The sequence below is a fragment of the Enterococcus sp. VV15 genome (assembly GCF_005236045.1).
Taxonomy (GTDB): Bacteria; Bacillota; Bacilli; order Lactobacillales; family Enterococcaceae; genus Enterococcus_B; species Enterococcus_B durans.
The window spans coordinates 16,459-31,659 of the sequence record NZ_QPTY01000039.1 but is presented as its reverse complement, the minus strand read 5'-3'; the positions used below and the strand labels follow the sequence as shown (position 1 = coordinate 31,659).

Here is a 15,201-nt window from a genome sequence, read left to right as displayed (position 1 = left end):
TATCAAATGAACGTCTTGGCATAATCTAGATCCTCTCTTTCCCTTAATTTATTGTCTAGTTTATTATACCAAGTCCAGTCTCCATTTTTTACGAAAATAGTATCGAGCAGTTCGTAAAAAAAAGAACGGGTTCCTGAAAATTCGAGTATAAAGAATCGCTACGAACTCCAACTAAAAGATGATCGCGCTTATTACGCAATCCAAGATTTATTAACACACAGAGATTATGAACGAACCATTTTCAATATCATCAACACCTACATGACCTTCCTTAAGTCTAAAAAAATTCTTATTTTTAAGCAATCAAAAATCCACTAACATCTATGATCTATCATTGATGTTAGTGGGATAAATGTTAATTACACTTTTGATGGTAGTTTAAAAACTAATCTCCGCCAGCAGCGATTTTTGCTCTGTTATAAATCGGGTCTTTTGATTTCAAATCATCCAAATTGGCAATATCTTCACCTTTTGAATGGAATTTATCTGTGATTCCTAACGCTTGAAAGACCGCTTGCTTATATGCAATTTCCGCGTTCCATTCAACAGTATCTAAGATAGATAGGGCTTTATGAATCGCCATCATTCCTGTATCACCTGTCGCATTAATCAGAACACCATGGCTATCCAAAAGTAACATATGTGGTACAGGTAAATTATTTTCTCTGATATACATACTTGTAATCTCAGCAAGATCTTCTGAACAGTTCGGTGCAAAATTCATCACAGGAACAGGTCCAACCTTTTGCGTTGCTTCGGTAAGATTAGGCATTGGTAAACCGCTCGTCGCCCAAAACATTGCATTAGGCGCATGAGAATGTAACACTGCTTTAATTTTTGGATTCGTATTATAAACGGCTTGGTGCATATTGATTTCACGAGTTAAACTTCCTACACCACTAACTACTTCTCTCGTTTCAGGATCAACTACTAAAATTTGAGCAGCCGATAAATCACCTAGATATGCTTCTGACATCATAGTTGGTGTCATAATTATGAAATCTTTACCGTCATCATCTGTTGCTAGGAACGAAAAGTTTCCTCCAGCAACATTTGTATTCTTTCTAGCAAAAATCAATTTAACGATTTTCGCTAGGTCTTCTCTTTCTCTTTCAAATAGCATACGTCCGTCTGACATGTATAATTCCTCCATTATTTTTTTCTAAATAGATTTCCTGAATTGAGTGCCTCTTTAGCCGCTTCTCGAACAACCATCGACTCTTCAATTTTCTTTTTGCGTTTTTCGTCGTATTCCTTAAATAGAACTGGATTTCCATATTTGTAAATGTAAATCGCTAGCAAGATCACAACTAGATTTAAAATCATTTGATTTGTTGCCATTGCAGTAAGGAAAAGAATTACTGCTAAGAATAGTAACAAATACCATTTCAAATTGCCTTTTTCACTTTGCTTCACAATTTTCTCTCCTTACTAAATAGCTTTCTATTCTACAATTGCACTTACGTTTAATTTATCTTCTTTTTTCTTTTCTTCATATCGTTTGCTTGGTACTTCTACTTTGTTCATATATTTATACAATAAAACAAACAACCCAATAAAGATGACTACTCCAGCAATTGCCAACGGGTTCTTATTGAACGCTTCCGCAAAGAAAATCCGAAACTCAGGACCTTCGATAGAAGACCAAGTGATTGATTGACCTGCCTTGAAGCCTTCAACTGCGCCGGTAGATTCAGCTAATCCCGATAAAATCGGTGCTAAATAGGTAGCTGCATATAGATAGATTGGTAAAGAGACAACTCCTAAAACTAACATTCTTGCTAAGTTACCACCTGTTAACAATAATCCTCCAACAGCGATAGCATAATTGATAATACCAGCCATAGGTAAAACTTCATTTCCTGGAAGGAAAACCGCATATGCAATGAACACAGGAACTAACAAAATTGCCGTTACCCAAATTTCAGAACGTCCTGCCAAAATTGGCCAATCTAATCCAATATATACTTCCCGATCCTTAAAGCGACGCTTCATAAACTCTGACATTGCATCCGCTAAAGGAGACAACGATTGCATAAACATTTTAGAAATCATTGGGAACAACGCCATTGCAGTCGCTACCTGAATTGCTAAGTTCAGTGACCCAGAAACACCATAAGCTGCTGCCAGACCTAATCCCAAACCAATAATGAATCCCATAACAGAGTTTTCAGAGAAAATTCCTAATTTTGACTTAAGCGCATTCGCATCTGAACGTTTATTAAAGAAAGGAATCTTATCCATTAACATATTGAAAGGAAGTAACAATACTGCCGAAGATGTCATAAAGTGTGTGACTGTTACTAACGGAATCCCTGTTAAATCTTGAATATGCCGTTGGAACATGTCACCTAATTTCAGCTCCAAAATAACTTGGACAATTGCAGTGATAAACCCAGCGATTAAACTTCCTGAAACATAATAGATAAGATATGCTGTCAACGCTTTACCCCAAACATTCCACATATCTACATTCAACGTTTTCGTCCAATTCAAGATCAGCAACAAGAAATTGACTCCGATTGTTACTGCAAAGAACACGAAAGCATATGACCACGACCAAGTAATACCTGCTGCACCTGTCCAACCTAAATCTAGTGCTGGTAAGCTGATTCCTGTATTTTTTGCAAGAGCCTCAGATGCAGGACTTACTGCGTTTGACATGAAGGCAATAACCATTGACATACCAGAGAACGCGATCCCCAGAGTAATTGCAGACATAAAAGCTTTTTTCAGTTTCATTCCTGCCAGTAAACCCAACACAAGAATAATCAACGGTACGAAAATGGCTGATCCTAAACCTAAAATATAATTAATGATGTCCTGAAATATTTGCATACTATTCTCACCCCCCACTTTTCTATTTTTATTTAACTAAAGACAAAATTTCGTTGTAAATCTCAGCATCACCCATACCTGTTAAAAATGGGATTCCTGGAAAAACTTTGACACCCAACTCTTCCGCTTTTGCTAAAACATCTTCATCTGGTTGTGCAATATAAACATAAATACCGGCAGAAGGAAGTTCATTTTGAATTGATTTGTAATCCACCGCTTCAACTGAAAAATCCACGCCATCATCTTCAAATTTACCTGCAATTTTACTTGCGATTGTCTGACTCGTTGCTACGCCGCTGCCACATGCTACGATTAGTTTTCTTTTCATTTCTATTTCCTCCTATTAAATGTTTTCTACAAATAGTTGATAAACTGATTCTGGACAATCTGCATTTTGATAAGCGCCAACAAATGTCTCATCCATAAATAAATTCATAAATGCCTGCAACAATCCAACTTGATTCTTACCATCACTAATTCCTAAGAAAAATAAGTCTCTAACTTTCATTTCTTGACTATCACCCATTTGCCGACAACTTACATCATTTTTCAAGCGACACACGTAAACGAATGGCTTCTCTACATACTCTGGATCAGAATGTGGTAATCCAATATTAAGATGTTGAGTAATCAATCCTGTTGGAAATTTTTTTTCCCGATTGGTTATCCCTTGAATATAACCGTCATTCACCATTCCATTTTCCAACAGTTTCCCTACAATTATTTTAAATGCTTCTTCTTCCGATGTTGCTTCTACTTCCAAATCAATCAGATTTGGATCAAACATTTCCTTATATTCCATTATGAACCTCCTTTTGTGATAATTTGAAACAAATTGTTATTCTTGGTGAAATATAATGTTTTACTTTGTTTTTGATTACATCGTAATATGAAAAGTTTTGTTTGTCAACGCTTTCTCTAAACAAAGTTAAACATTTATTTTACACTTATCTCTTGTAAAACTCGATAACAGCCTTTATAATGAGTTAGAACATACATGTTGAACAAACATTAACATATTAAAACAAACCAAGGAGGGAATTATTCTATGTTGAAACAAGAACGACAACAGAAACTCTTAGACTTGATCCAACTGCATACTTATCTTTCTATAGCTGAAATCGCTTCCCGTTTGGAAGTTTCTGAAATGACTATTCGTCGAGATATAACAGAACTAGCTAAACAAAGAAAATTGACTAAACTTTACGGCGGTGCACAGAAATTAGATATTCTTGAGAAAGAATTGTCTACAGATGAAAAGATCGAAACAAACGTCTCTCAGAAAAAATATATAGGAAAGATCATCAATAGCTTGATTCGTGATAATGCGATCATTTTTTTGGGTGCTGGAACTACAATATTTTATGCTTTACCGGAAATCCAACGAAAAAATCTATTTGTCATTACGAACAGCTTAATTGCATTCACCTATCTAAAGGAAAATACTAACTACCGCATTCTATTAACAGGCGGTGAGTTCTCACATACAACCGAAGAGTTTGTTGGTGAAGTGGCAGTACGATCTTTTGATAATCTAAATATTGATATTGCTTTTGCAGCTACTAATGGTATTTTCGATGACAATGTCACTACTGCTCAATTTGATGAAGGTGCTGTCCAGAATGCTGCTTTTGCCAAAGCAAAAGAAACTTGCATTGTTGCTGATAGTTCAAAACTTGGTCTGTCCGATGTCTACACATTCACTCGACTAAGTGAACATGATTATTTGATAACAGACAATGAAATTTCCGATGAACTGGTTGAACATTATAGTAAATACACAACGATACTTAGGGAGGAGTTCTAATGATTGTCACGATAACTATGAATCCATCGATGGATTTTACTTACTTTATTGACCATTTCCAGGTTGGAGGTATGAATCGCTTCAAAACACCTACAAAATCAGTTGGTGGAAAAGGTGTGAATGCAGGTCGTACAGCCGCAATGTCAGGTTCAAAGGTTTTATTGACAGGTTTCTTAGGAGGTGATTTTGGATCTTTAGTAAATAAGTATCTAAATCAGGAGAATCTGTTTGAGTTGGATATGTTACCTGCAAATGGGGAGACCCGGAATGCAATAACCGTGATGCACGATAATCATACTCATACAGAAATTGTTGAGAACGGTCCTAAAATTTCTGATCAAGAAGCCTTTCAATTATTAGAGAAAGTTGCGAAAAAGAGTAAACAAGAACCAGTAAATCTTATTTGTATTTCTGGTTCAATCAATTCTGATAATCAACAAGTTTATTTAGAAATGCTAGCTTATATAAGAGAAAATATTGATCAAAACATTCCAGTCTTCATGGATGTCTCAGGGGCTCAATTAGAGGCTTTATTAAGAAGCAAGACTTACAAGCCTAACTTTATTAAACCCAATGTTCACGAGTTAAGTGAGATTCTTAATAAAGATATTTCCACAAAAGAACAAGCTCAAAAAGAATTGAATCATCCCTATTTCAACGGAATTGAATACATCATGATTTCATGTGGTAGCGAAGGCGCTCTATGTAAAATCAATAATGATTTCTATGATATCGAAATTCCAAAGATTGATATCACCAATACAACCGGATCTGGCGACGCATCTGTCGGTGGTTTTGCACATGCTATCGAACAAAATTTTAAATTGGAAGACGCTTTAAAATATTCAATGGCTTGTGGAATGTCCAACGCTCAGCACGGTGAAGTCGGAGTTATTGATGTACAAGATGTCAACAGATTCATCCAGTCAATAAAGGTTCAAAAACTCTAACATTCTCTAACTAGAAACAGAAATTGTGGGTCCTGCTCTGTAGAGCTTTGACTCATAATTTCTAAAATGCCAAACAGCATACACTTTTACGTAATCGGTTACGTAAAAGCGAAAAAACCATAAAAAGTAGATAGATGAACTTATCTACTTCTTTTTGTTGACTCGCGTACTACTATTTCTGGTGTTACTTCATATTTTTGAGGTTTTTTCCCATTTTTGCTAACTTTTTCAAGTTCATCAATAATCAAATCACCAGACCTGCGCTTAAATTGATTTATTGTACTCAAACGCGGAACCGAATGTTTACCAAAAACAATATTATCATAGCCAATTACTTTTAAATCGTTAGGGATAATTATCCCTAAATCCACACAAGCTCTGATGGCTCCTAGTGCCATTGCATCATTTGAACTCACTATTCCATCAATGTTTTTTTCTTGAGACAGGTAATCATAGCTGGCTTGATACCCACTATCAATGTTAAATTCACCGAATAATTTAATAACATGGTTAGCATCAGACTCGCTAATTGCCTTCAAATACCCTTGATACCTATCTTGAGAACTTTTTTCTGATTCTGGACCAGATAAAAAAGCCAAATTTTTACATTCACTATATTCAATTAAATGCTTAGTGGCAATGTATCCGCCATTAACATGGTCCACTGCCAAAGCAGAATAAGGATGAGAAAATTGTGTCCTATCGATTGTAATAGTTGCTATTCCTTTGTTTTCAAGCTTCTCCAAATCATCTTCCGTAACGTAAAGTGAATTTATGATCGCACCCATAACATAGTTATCAGCCATAGCCTCCAAATAGTATTCAACTTTCTCTCGATTGTCTTCACTATTACACAAATATATCTGGTAACCTTTTTTATTCGCGGATATTTGAATCGCTTTCACTAATTCGCTAAAAAAAGGGTTGTCTAGATTCGGAATCAATAAAGCAATAAGGTTAGATTTTCTTTTTGAAAGACTCTTAGCTACGCTGCTGGGTCTGAAATTTAGTTCTTCTACGATTTGCATTACTTTCTTAATTGTTTCGGGACTGGCCTCACCTTTCCCGTTAATGATCCTGGAAACTGTTGCTGTTGATACTCCAGCTAACTTAGCAACATCTTTTATGACTGCCATAAATTCTTCATACCCCTTTTAACGTAATCGGTTACGCACTCAATATACAAGCTATTCTGACGCTTGTCAATAGAGCTCCAAATATCCCTTTATACTTTAGAAATTGATTATATCCAATTTTTTCAATCTCTAATCATAACTCCCGGAACAATAATATAAAAATGATTCAATAATTAAAACTTTCATTAAGACACACCGTTTTGTTTCAAAATCACTGCTCCGAAGCTTATTTATATATGAGGACCAAACTCGATCTTTGATAATTAAATAATCATTTTCGAACAACAATACAAGTTGACCAAGCTATTGGACAGATACGCCACGAAGCCTCCGCTGAGCGAACAGATATCTTATCCTTCTCATGATTTAGAAATTCATGTCACCATGACATTAACTTACTATAATGATACTCACACTCAAAATGTGTCTCGCTGCTAACTACAGGGAGAGGTTGAAATCCAGTGTGCCGATTCTTAGGCAGTTCAAAAATGAAAATAAAGTCTAAAATCGAAAGGGGCATCAAATAGAGGATCCCCAATTTTTTCTTTTGTTGGATTCACAACAATGACAGTCACATCATCAGTGGCTCCAGTTGTATTCGCATTTTGCGTTGATTTCGTGTTCAATAAAGCCGTGTCGATAAAATCGAGATAAAAGCCTTTTGCATTGCTAGACACGTGCAGTGCATCTTCCAACGTTGAATTCGAAATTGTTACTTTTGCTAAAGACTTATTTGAATACGTATAATAATCCTTTTTGAATGTTGATTTATCAATAGTTAATGACGTTAAATTTTTATTGCCGTAAACTGTAAACAATCCGTCAAAGGTTGATCCTGTAACATTAATTGCTGCCAAGTTATTCCCACTTAAAATATCCACAGTTCCAGATGCCTTAATATCTGCTAACGTTAAAGTTTGTAACTGATTGCTTAATAAAGTAGTAACACCTTTTAAAGAAATATTTTTTATTGTTAATTCTTTAACATTTTTTAGTGCTGCCAAATTTAAAAGTAAATTTACCCGACGCTGTAGCGTCAATTTTTACTTCCGCTCCATTAGGCACATCTAACGTTTTGGCTCCTGACCCATCATTATAAGTAATACTCCCAAAAGTTTCCGCCGCGTATGCAACGACATCAGCCTCCATAGCCAATAAAGAATTCGGTACAACTACCGAGATTGTTGAAGTAATCAGTAAAGCTCCCACGACACTGCACTTAACAATCCAGTTTTTCTTTACTTTACACATCTGATATTTCTTGACTGGATCAATGTGCGCTAATTTTTTTTCTCTGCATTCATTTTTAAAGTATTTTTCATTTTCTCCCTCTTTCTCCTTTACCAACAATGTTATCTAGACACCCAATAAAAAGTATTTTTATTGTCAAATAGTAAATTTCTTTCACCATAGTATTACAGGTTGAAGGTAAATTAGTTTCATGTTGAAGTGTCATAGAATAAATATGTGAAATTAATGTGCATTAAATAAGTGTTTTTAAAAAGAAAGATATTTTAAAATAACGAAATTAGGAAAAGAATTTATCAATCATATGCTTAATTGTCTCGCATTCAAAGTTTTTTAATTCGCCATCTAAAAAATATATAACATAGTGTCAGAATTTAATAATTTTATTTTTAAAAATCCTAATGAAATGATGAATGACAATAATCAAAGATTGTATGATATTCTTAATCGTTTACATGAAATTTCTAGAGCTAATATTATTATCTATAATATGTTAAATTGCCCACCTTCAAATTCTTTTTTTGTTAGTAATTTAGCTAAAAAGAACTATAGTTCATTAATTAATGATGCTATTTATCGTATTTGTTCTGTAAATGATAAGTTAGCTAGGTTTTTAAAAAGTCAGTATAAATTAAGTGCAAGTGATGATTATATTTATTTTGATGATTTAAAAAATGTGATTTCTAGTAATAATAATCAAGAAATCATCATGAAGAAAAAGGAACTATTTACTAACATAGATAGTTTTTTAGCTTCAGACGAATATATTTTTTTGACCGATAATCGTAATCACCTTTTCCATGTTAGAACAGACCAGAACAACTTGTCTATTGCTGAAGCAGAACATTTTAATCATATCAGGCTCACTAATATTTACGGGTATTTGCATTACATTGATAATATAATTACTTCAATTTAGAATATAAAATTCGATATAAGTCCTACCTATTAGATGATCAGGAAATATCATTAGCTGCTGTGAAAAATATCGGATTTGGTTATTAAATAATAGCATCTCTTCGCAAAATTGCTACTCTTCATTTTTTGGAGAAAAAATATCCAGAAGAGTTAGAACAATCCACAAAATTGACTTTTATTTTGCATGTACTTTTCATTGATCTGATTGTATCCTATTTAATGGAAAATCGACACATCATAGTTGTTCATCCAATAGATCAACATTTTTCAGCTCATGAACTATTTATTTTCACCAACACAAAATATTATAGAACCATAAATAGAACAGAAAGAGGTTTTCTTCTTTCTGTTCTGTCCAAATTATTCTAAGACTTCTTTTTATCAACATCATTTGACAAAGAGCCAAGACTATTTAATTTTTACCAATCATTACAATAACAATAATTTTAAAATTTAAATAACAATTTTATTTATTCCTTAATTTTTTTACCAAGTAAATAATAGACAACACAAGAACAATGAATACTAATAATATAAAAACAAACTTCGCAACTAAGAATATTTTTAAAAATAGATTTCCCATAAAGTCACCTCCTAAATTAAAAAACTTTAATTATATTTGAAAACGATTTCAACGACAAGTTTAAGTACTATACTGTTATTGCGTAAAGTAACATACTTTTTATGTACATAATAACATATTAAACAAGAGGTAAAACTATGATTTTAAAAAAAATTGCAAGGATAAGTTTAGCAGCGGTAACAATTTTATCGGTAACTACAGGCGCAACAAGAGTATTAGCAGTCGAAAATATTAACAATTTAGATGTTTTAGAAACTAATATCCAAAAATCGCAAAACTCTTTAAATTTTGGAAAAAATACAACAAGAATTAGTACGTATGTATTTGAAACTATGAAATCAGATACGGCCAAAGAAGTAGGTGACTTAGAAAGTATACGAGTAGATTTTACCGATGCAACTTTTTATGACAAAAACGGTAACGAAGTGAACAAAGACAAGGTTGTTGAAAACATTAATAAAGAGATTGAAGAATCCAAAAATCCTATCCAGACTTTCTCTACATGGAGAGAAGGCGGAAGCTGGACTAGCGGTTCTGGATATTCAAGTTGTAAAGGTACAGCGATTCATGGACTATACGGTGGTTTTGAACTCGTTTTCAAAGCTGATTATACTAGTGTACAAGGAAATTACGATCAAATTGATAGAATCTACAGCATAAACTGGGCTGGTGTTGGTAACTTTTCTCTAATTTCTCAAGGTATATTCAGAGCTAAGGAGCAATCAGGATACTCTGCATACGGTGGTGCTAAAGGGTCTTGGAATTTCAGTAATATATCTAAGTCATTATACTTATACTTCCGTGTTGGTAATGACACTGCTTGGATTGATAGCAATATGTAACATAATTTTCCAATCAAACCACCCTTCAAAAGGGTGGTTTGTACTAGGCTATAAGCCCTTAACACCGGTCAACACCTAAAGACGCTGACTTTCTCATTTCATGTTCAAGCCATATTGCCTTTGACACTTTTGCACACCTTTAAAAAGGTGTTTGTATTACTCTTTAACCCTTGAAAGGGTCTTCATACTCTCGGACACTCAATTTATCTAGCGCGATATCCTGTTTCTCTTGTTCTTGAATGTATTTTCTTATGGTCGCTTCATTCGATCCTACCGTGCTTACATAATACCCTTCTGCCCAAAAGTGTCGATTTCCAAACTTATATTTTAATTTGGCGTACTTATCAAAGATCATTCATGCACTTTTTCCTTTTAGATATCCCATGAAGCTAGAAACACTTATTACTTACTAACAAATGAACGTGGTCTGACATCATGTGCCCTTCCAATATTTCCACGCCCTTATACTTACATAATCGTTTAATGATCTCTTGAATACTTGCTCGATATTGATTATAAATGATTTTTCTTCTATACTTTGGTGTGAATACAATGTGGTATTTACATAGCCACTTTGTATGGTAAACTATTCGCTTTGTTAGCCATTCTTACCCTTCAAACCGTTAAAACATGACCTGAACAATCATATTTTAACGATTTGAAGGGCTTTTTGGTAGAAACTTTTGTTTCCCACCCGCATAGCAGGTGGTTCTATATTTCACTCGCTTTGCGAGCTCAACTAGGTCTGAAGACAATATTCAAAAAAGTAGGACAAAAAATCAGAAAGAAACTGATTTTTGTCCCACACTCATTTCCCCTATCATTCCCTCATTTCTTTATTCCACGAAACCAGATTTTGCTTACCATTGGTGCCTATTCTCACTTGGAATGAATCTATTCCCTAACTATTTTCTTTACGAACGAACTTATCTAACGCTGGATCCTCACACGCAAGCGATTACTACTTTCATAATACGCTACTTTTATATTTTACTCACTCCCTACTTCCTACATGTATCCCAGTCTTCAATTTCGTCTAAAAAGAAGCAAATTCTACTATTCTTTGATAAACTAAGCCAAATAAGTCTGACCTGTCTGTCCTCTTCTATTGGGGACACAATCTGCACCCCATTACTCAATAAATTCCGCTATAGTTAAGACAGAATCTAACTTGGCCAAGTGAGATCATAAAAATGGACAATAATCGTTTGAATCTAATCTACAAATTAAACCGTATCGTGAATGAAAATGAAATAGGGTCAGTGGAATATGAACTAGCAAAGTACTTTTGGGAAAATTTCAAATACGTCAAGCAGTGGAACATTTATCAAATCGCTGAAGAAAATCATGTTTCCCGAGCTTCAGTACGTCGTTTTGGAAAATTACTCGGTTATGAAAATTTCTCAGATATGAAAGCGCACGCACAAGAGTTTGATGATAGCGTACTTGAGTTTGAACAATTTTATGGCTACGATCACTTTCTAGATAAGCTAGTGATGAATATCACTTCTCTAATGGAGGAATTGAGCATTCGATTCAACACACAAGAAGTCAATCGTCTCGTTAAAATGATCAATGAAAGCCAGCAAGTTGTTATCGTTTGTTCCAGTAATATTGCCGGCGCAGTAAGTACTTTTCAACAGCGAATGATTATTTTCGGAAAACGGATCACTTTGATTACTTCGAAAGAAGAACTTGAGAGTAGTACTTTCTCAAAAGACCGATCATTGCTTATTCTTTTTTCGATTTCTGGATTATTCGTTTCGACACTCGCAGATGCGCTGACTAAGATAGAGGCAAAAAAAGTTTTATTCACGAATAATCGTAATCCGATATACAATAAATATTTTGATAAATTGTATCATCTAAGTGCACAACACCACGAAGCAGAGATCAATGATCTACTCTATTACACCTACGGCATTCAGTTTGTGCTTGATTTATTGTTCAACGGTTACTTATTGAAGTATAAGAAAGAAGGAAACTAGTATGCATTACAAAGAACAACCAACATTCCCTAAAGACTTTTTATGGGGCGCTTCAAGTGCAGCCTGGCAAGTAGAGGGTGCCATGGCAGAGCTCAGGCAATCATTGATTTGAATAGTCAAACAAAAAAAACATTTACGGATAATTCAATTGCTGCAGATCACTACCATCACTACAAAGAAGATGTGGCTTTGATGAAAGAATGTTGATTCACCTCCTATCGTTTCTCAATTGCTTGGCCCAGAATCTATCCTGATAATTCTGGCGTTCCTAATCAACTAGGAATCGATTTTTACAACAATCTAATCAATGAACTAATTGAAAATGGTATCACACCGATCGTCACACTGTATCACTACGATATGCCTGTTTGGGTAGATGAAGAGTTCAATGGCTGGTATGGTCGAGGAATCATTGATGCATTCGATCAATATGTTCGTACATGTTTCAATGAATTTGGTGATCGCGTGAAATATTGGTTAGCAATCAATGAACAGAATATGCAGATCGTCTATGGTGACTGGTTAGGTGTTTGTAAATATCCTGACACTTGGTTCGAAGACAAATGGAAAGTCAATCATATTATGAATCTTTGCCATGCAAAAACGGTGATTGCTTGCCACGAACTTGTTGAAGATGAGCAAAACATCGCTATTGCAAGCTATGATCAAGAAAATAACATTGACATTTGGATATTGAATTTAACGACTTTCAACGAAAAAAAAGAACGTACCGTTCATTCTACTTTATGGCGCAATAATGAACATCTCTATGATTTCCAAGTGAGGAAATAAGTCTACATAAAATGTGGGAGCAAAAGCAACTCCTTCTTAAATAAGCCGAAATTCACAAAAATTTAAAAAGCAAATTTCGCTGATTTCTTCTTATTTCTCGTAGTTAAACACTTCTGTCCCAGCCTCTTTTCTCTCCAATTTCTCAAACCTAAACGACTTTTTTCTCGACCTCTTTTATTTTTAATTAGAATGAGGTTTTCGATCGTCATTTGTCATTTCATGTTTAAGTTGATCTTGCCATCGTTCAATTGTAATTAATTGATCAAATTTATCTTTGTTTTCATGAAAAGGATGATGACTGACAATGATCACTGTTAGGTTTGGGTCACTTAGTAATAGTTTTTCGATGATTAAAGCATTCAACCGATCTAATGAAGAAGTGCCTTCGTCCATTAAAATGAAGTTTTTTTCTTGAATAAACGCCCTTACCAAGCTTATTCTCTTACTTACCTTCATTCTTTCAGGCTATTTTTCACAACGGCTAAGTAGTGGCGTAAACCGACATTCATTACCCATGCCACTCCTAGTCCTATGAAACTTCCTAGCAAAATACCCAAGAAACGATATTCGATCAAAGAAAATAAATACGCATTTCTCATGAGAGTCGAGAGCATCAATGCCATCGGATTTAGAAAAATGTTTGCGACTGCATAGTTTCTTGCTACTAAAAATTGAGAGATCCCATAAAGGAAGGTGACTAAAAAAATCGTTTCTAGTTGCGTAAAAGGGATCAACAACAAAATTGCTGAAACGATCAACCCTAACATCGACCCAATCAGATATTGGACTTGTCAATGTTTCATCGCATCTAAGTTTTCTGCTAGTAGGATCGATGCACAAGAAAGTGTTAGCCAGTAAGGATTGTGCAGATTCAATCCATGGCTAACGTAGACGGAAAGAAAAAGAGCCGCACTATAAAAAACAGAATCAATGATAACTAGTGGATCTTTTTGGAAACGTTCTTTTAATGTTGTTGTATCGATTACTTGTTCTGGACGTGTGTCTAATACTTTCGTGATGATGGCTGCAATCAAAGAAAATACAACGCCCATAAAGAAGAACAGCGAAATTTGAGGAAGTTGCGCAATTGGCAAAGTCATACTCGTTCCCATTGCAGACAACATCGCAAAAAATAATCCGCCCGGTTTGGAAATATGAAACAACCGTAAAATAAAACGGCTGGAAAAAGCAACCGTAGCGACGACAAATGGTTCAAGCCACAGTATATAAGTGGATAACACACCTAGCATGAACGCAATGAGTAACCCACACCCAATAAGCAACATTCGTTTGAGCAAATACTTCATCGGTATGTTTTGATAATAGAAAAATGTAAAAATCCCTAGTGAAGAAAAGCTAGAAATCAAAAAATTATGATTGATATATCCTAGCCATAACACCAAAAAAATAAGAATCATCAAATTCATGATCCTAAAAGGGTTGTCCTTTATTTTGTTAAATCGAAAATATGTTTTAAGCAATGAATCACTCCTCGTCTAAGATAACTAAAAAGAGGGGCTACCGCAAAACACACCATGAAGCTTTGAAAATCGGCTTTTATATTTGTAATCAGGTTAGCTTAATTCCGAAGAATCCTCTTTTTAATCTCGTTTTTATAGATAACTTTGAATCGTTCAACTACATAAGTACTATTTTTTGTTTCGCCTATTTCTAACAAACCAGTCTCCGAAATATTCCTTCTAAAACACACATTTCATAAGATTTTCAAACGTGAGTTTTTTTAAGTTTTTCTGTCTATACTTCGCTATGAATAGTGGTTTTATGTATCTGAAAACAGATGCTTTCTTTAGTATAACAGGAGTTTCTTTATTTTTTCTTAATATTGCTTGTTGCTTATCTTGTTACCGCTTAATTATTCATCGATTTTTGTATAGCTACAAACATAAAAAGAGCGTGGGACAAAAGTAAGAAACACTTTTGTCTCATTCATTAAAAACGAATAAACGGTGGGAGCAAAAGCAACTTCTTCTTAAATAAGCCGAAATTCACAAAAATTTGAAAAGCAATTTTCGTGAATTTATTCTTATTTCTCGTAGTTAAACGCTTCTGTCCCAGCCTCTTTTTCGTAGCACAAAATG

Annotated in this window: 15 protein-coding genes and 3 pseudogenes; 7 read left to right on the top strand and 11 right to left on the bottom strand. The window is 34.4% G+C overall.

The window, feature by feature from the left end:
• Positions 1 to 147 precede the first annotated feature (147 nt).
• Positions 148 to 318, top strand: a complete 171-nt coding sequence (locus tag DVW83_RS12245) for a replication initiation factor domain-containing protein (protein ID WP_146897357.1) — start codon at positions 148 to 150, stop codon at positions 316 to 318.
• A 67-nt stretch (positions 319 to 385) separates the two neighbouring features.
• On the opposite strand, the gene DVW83_RS12240 is transcribed toward DVW83_RS12245, so the two are convergent.
• The 5 genes from DVW83_RS12240 to DVW83_RS12220 are packed head-to-tail and all read right to left on the bottom strand — an operon-like array spanning position 386 to position 3,640.
• On the bottom strand, positions 386 to 1,138 hold the full coding sequence (locus tag DVW83_RS12240; RefSeq protein ID WP_104661130.1) for a class II aldolase/adducin family protein: 753 nt from the start codon (positions 1,136 to 1,138) through the stop codon (positions 386 to 388).
• Positions 1,139 to 1,152: 14 nt separating this feature from the next.
• Positions 1,153 to 1,416, bottom strand: a complete 264-nt coding sequence (locus tag DVW83_RS12235; RefSeq protein WP_104661129.1) for a hypothetical protein — start codon at positions 1,414 to 1,416, stop codon at positions 1,153 to 1,155.
• 27 nt (positions 1,417 to 1,443) lie between these two features.
• Positions 1,444 to 2,838, bottom strand: coding sequence for a PTS galactitol transporter subunit IIC (locus DVW83_RS12230; protein ID WP_104661128.1), 1,395 nt, complete (start codon positions 2,836 to 2,838; stop codon positions 1,444 to 1,446).
• A 28-nt stretch (positions 2,839 to 2,866) separates the two neighbouring features.
• The gene (locus DVW83_RS12225; protein ID WP_104661127.1) at positions 2,867 to 3,166 is read right to left on the bottom strand and encodes a PTS sugar transporter subunit IIB; all 300 of its coding nucleotides are present in this window, start codon (positions 3,164 to 3,166) and stop codon (positions 2,867 to 2,869) included.
• Between the two features lie 15 nt (positions 3,167 to 3,181).
• Complete coding sequence (locus tag DVW83_RS12220; protein WP_123863176.1) at positions 3,182 to 3,640, bottom strand: PTS sugar transporter subunit IIA; 459 nt, start codon at positions 3,638 to 3,640, stop codon at positions 3,182 to 3,184.
• Between the two features lie 246 nt (positions 3,641 to 3,886).
• On the opposite strand from DVW83_RS12220, the gene DVW83_RS12215 reads away from it, so the two are divergent.
• Positions 3,887 to 4,645 carry a DeoR/GlpR family DNA-binding transcription regulator gene (locus DVW83_RS12215; protein ID WP_104661126.1) on the top strand — a complete coding sequence of 253 codons (759 nt, stop codon included), beginning with the start codon at positions 3,887 to 3,889 and terminating at the stop codon, positions 4,643 to 4,645.
• Positions 4,645 to 5,595, top strand: a complete 951-nt coding sequence (locus DVW83_RS12210; protein WP_104661125.1) for a 1-phosphofructokinase family hexose kinase — start codon at positions 4,645 to 4,647, stop codon at positions 5,593 to 5,595. Before DVW83_RS12215 ends, DVW83_RS12210 begins: the two co-directional genes overlap by 1 nt.
• Before the next feature lie 140 nt (positions 5,596 to 5,735).
• Here the strand turns inward: DVW83_RS12210 and DVW83_RS12205 are convergent, their stop codons facing one another.
• The 3 genes from DVW83_RS12205 to DVW83_RS12195 form a co-directional block, all read right to left on the bottom strand.
• Positions 5,736 to 6,731 (bottom strand): LacI family DNA-binding transcriptional regulator, encoded by a 996-nt coding sequence (locus DVW83_RS12205; protein ID WP_104661124.1) that lies wholly within the window; start codon positions 6,729 to 6,731, stop codon positions 5,736 to 5,738.
• 482 nt (positions 6,732 to 7,213) lie between these two features.
• A complete protein-coding gene (locus tag DVW83_RS12200) occupies positions 7,214 to 7,771 on the bottom strand; it encodes a YbaB/EbfC family nucleoid-associated protein (RefSeq protein ID WP_123863175.1) in 558 nt (185 codons plus the stop codon).
• Complete coding sequence (locus DVW83_RS12195) at positions 7,713 to 8,081, bottom strand: hypothetical protein (RefSeq protein WP_137239427.1); 369 nt, start codon at positions 8,079 to 8,081, stop codon at positions 7,713 to 7,715. The genes DVW83_RS12200 and DVW83_RS12195 overlap by 59 nt, the downstream gene beginning before the upstream one ends.
• Positions 8,082 to 8,343: 262 nt before the next feature.
• Here DVW83_RS12195 and DVW83_RS12190 point away from each other — a divergent pair, with 262 nt between their 5' ends.
• Positions 8,344 to 8,898 carry a hypothetical protein gene (locus DVW83_RS12190; protein WP_137239425.1) on the top strand — a complete coding sequence of 185 codons (555 nt, stop codon included), beginning with the start codon at positions 8,344 to 8,346 and terminating at the stop codon, positions 8,896 to 8,898.
• A gap of 719 nt (positions 8,899 to 9,617) precedes the next feature.
• On the top strand, positions 9,618 to 10,322 hold the full coding sequence (locus DVW83_RS12185; protein WP_123863174.1) for a hypothetical protein: 705 nt from the start codon (positions 9,618 to 9,620) through the stop codon (positions 10,320 to 10,322).
• A 163-nt stretch (positions 10,323 to 10,485) separates the two neighbouring features.
• Here the strand turns inward: DVW83_RS12185 and tnpA are convergent.
• Positions 10,486 to 10,928: pseudogene (gene tnpA, locus DVW83_RS12180) on the bottom strand (IS200/IS605 family transposase).
• A gap of 587 nt (positions 10,929 to 11,515) precedes the next feature.
• Between tnpA and DVW83_RS12175 the strand changes: the two are divergent.
• Together DVW83_RS12175 and DVW83_RS12170 are read left to right on the top strand one after the other, a co-directional pair.
• Positions 11,516 to 12,310 carry a MurR/RpiR family transcriptional regulator gene (locus DVW83_RS12175; protein ID WP_104661119.1) on the top strand — a complete coding sequence of 265 codons (795 nt, stop codon included), beginning with the start codon at positions 11,516 to 11,518 and terminating at the stop codon, positions 12,308 to 12,310.
• Position 12,311: 1 nt separating this feature from the next.
• Positions 12,312 to 13,102 (top strand): annotated as a pseudogene (locus tag DVW83_RS12170) (glycoside hydrolase family 1 protein).
• A 180-nt stretch (positions 13,103 to 13,282) separates the two neighbouring features.
• On the opposite strand, the gene DVW83_RS12160 reads toward DVW83_RS12170, so the two are convergent.
• Positions 13,283 to 13,534, bottom strand: coding sequence for a hypothetical protein (locus tag DVW83_RS12160; RefSeq protein WP_137239423.1), 252 nt, complete (start codon positions 13,532 to 13,534; stop codon positions 13,283 to 13,285).
• Between the two features lie 20 nt (positions 13,535 to 13,554).
• Positions 13,555 to 14,583: pseudogene (locus DVW83_RS12155) on the bottom strand (FUSC family protein).
• Between the last annotated feature and the right edge of the window lie 618 nt (positions 14,584 to 15,201).

Excerpts from the sequence above, each read along its gene's own strand:
- DVW83_RS12240 (WP_104661130.1), bottom strand. The coding sequence starts at position 1,138 with ATGTCAGACGGACGTATGCTATTTGAAAGAGAAAGAGAAGACCTAGCG.
- DVW83_RS12230 (WP_104661128.1), bottom strand. The coding sequence starts at position 2,838 with ATGCAAATATTTCAGGACATCATTAATTATATTTTAGGTTTAGGATCA.
- DVW83_RS12225 (WP_104661127.1), bottom strand. The coding sequence starts at position 3,166 with ATGAAAAGAAAACTAATCGTAGCATGTGGCAGCGGCGTAGCAACGAGT.
- DVW83_RS12220 (WP_123863176.1), bottom strand. The coding sequence starts at position 3,640 with ATGGAATATAAGGAAATGTTTGATCCAAATCTGATTGATTTGGAAGTA.
- DVW83_RS12215 (WP_104661126.1), top strand. The coding sequence starts at position 3,887 with ATGTTGAAACAAGAACGACAACAGAAACTCTTAGACTTGATCCAACTG.
- DVW83_RS12210 (WP_104661125.1), top strand. The coding sequence starts at position 4,645 with ATGATTGTCACGATAACTATGAATCCATCGATGGATTTTACTTACTTT.
- DVW83_RS12205 (WP_104661124.1), bottom strand. The coding sequence starts at position 6,731 with ATGGCAGTCATAAAAGATGTTGCTAAGTTAGCTGGAGTATCAACAGCA.
- DVW83_RS12185 (WP_123863174.1), top strand. The coding sequence starts at position 9,618 with ATGATTTTAAAAAAAATTGCAAGGATAAGTTTAGCAGCGGTAACAATT.
- DVW83_RS12175 (WP_104661119.1), top strand. The coding sequence starts at position 11,516 with ATGGACAATAATCGTTTGAATCTAATCTACAAATTAAACCGTATCGTG.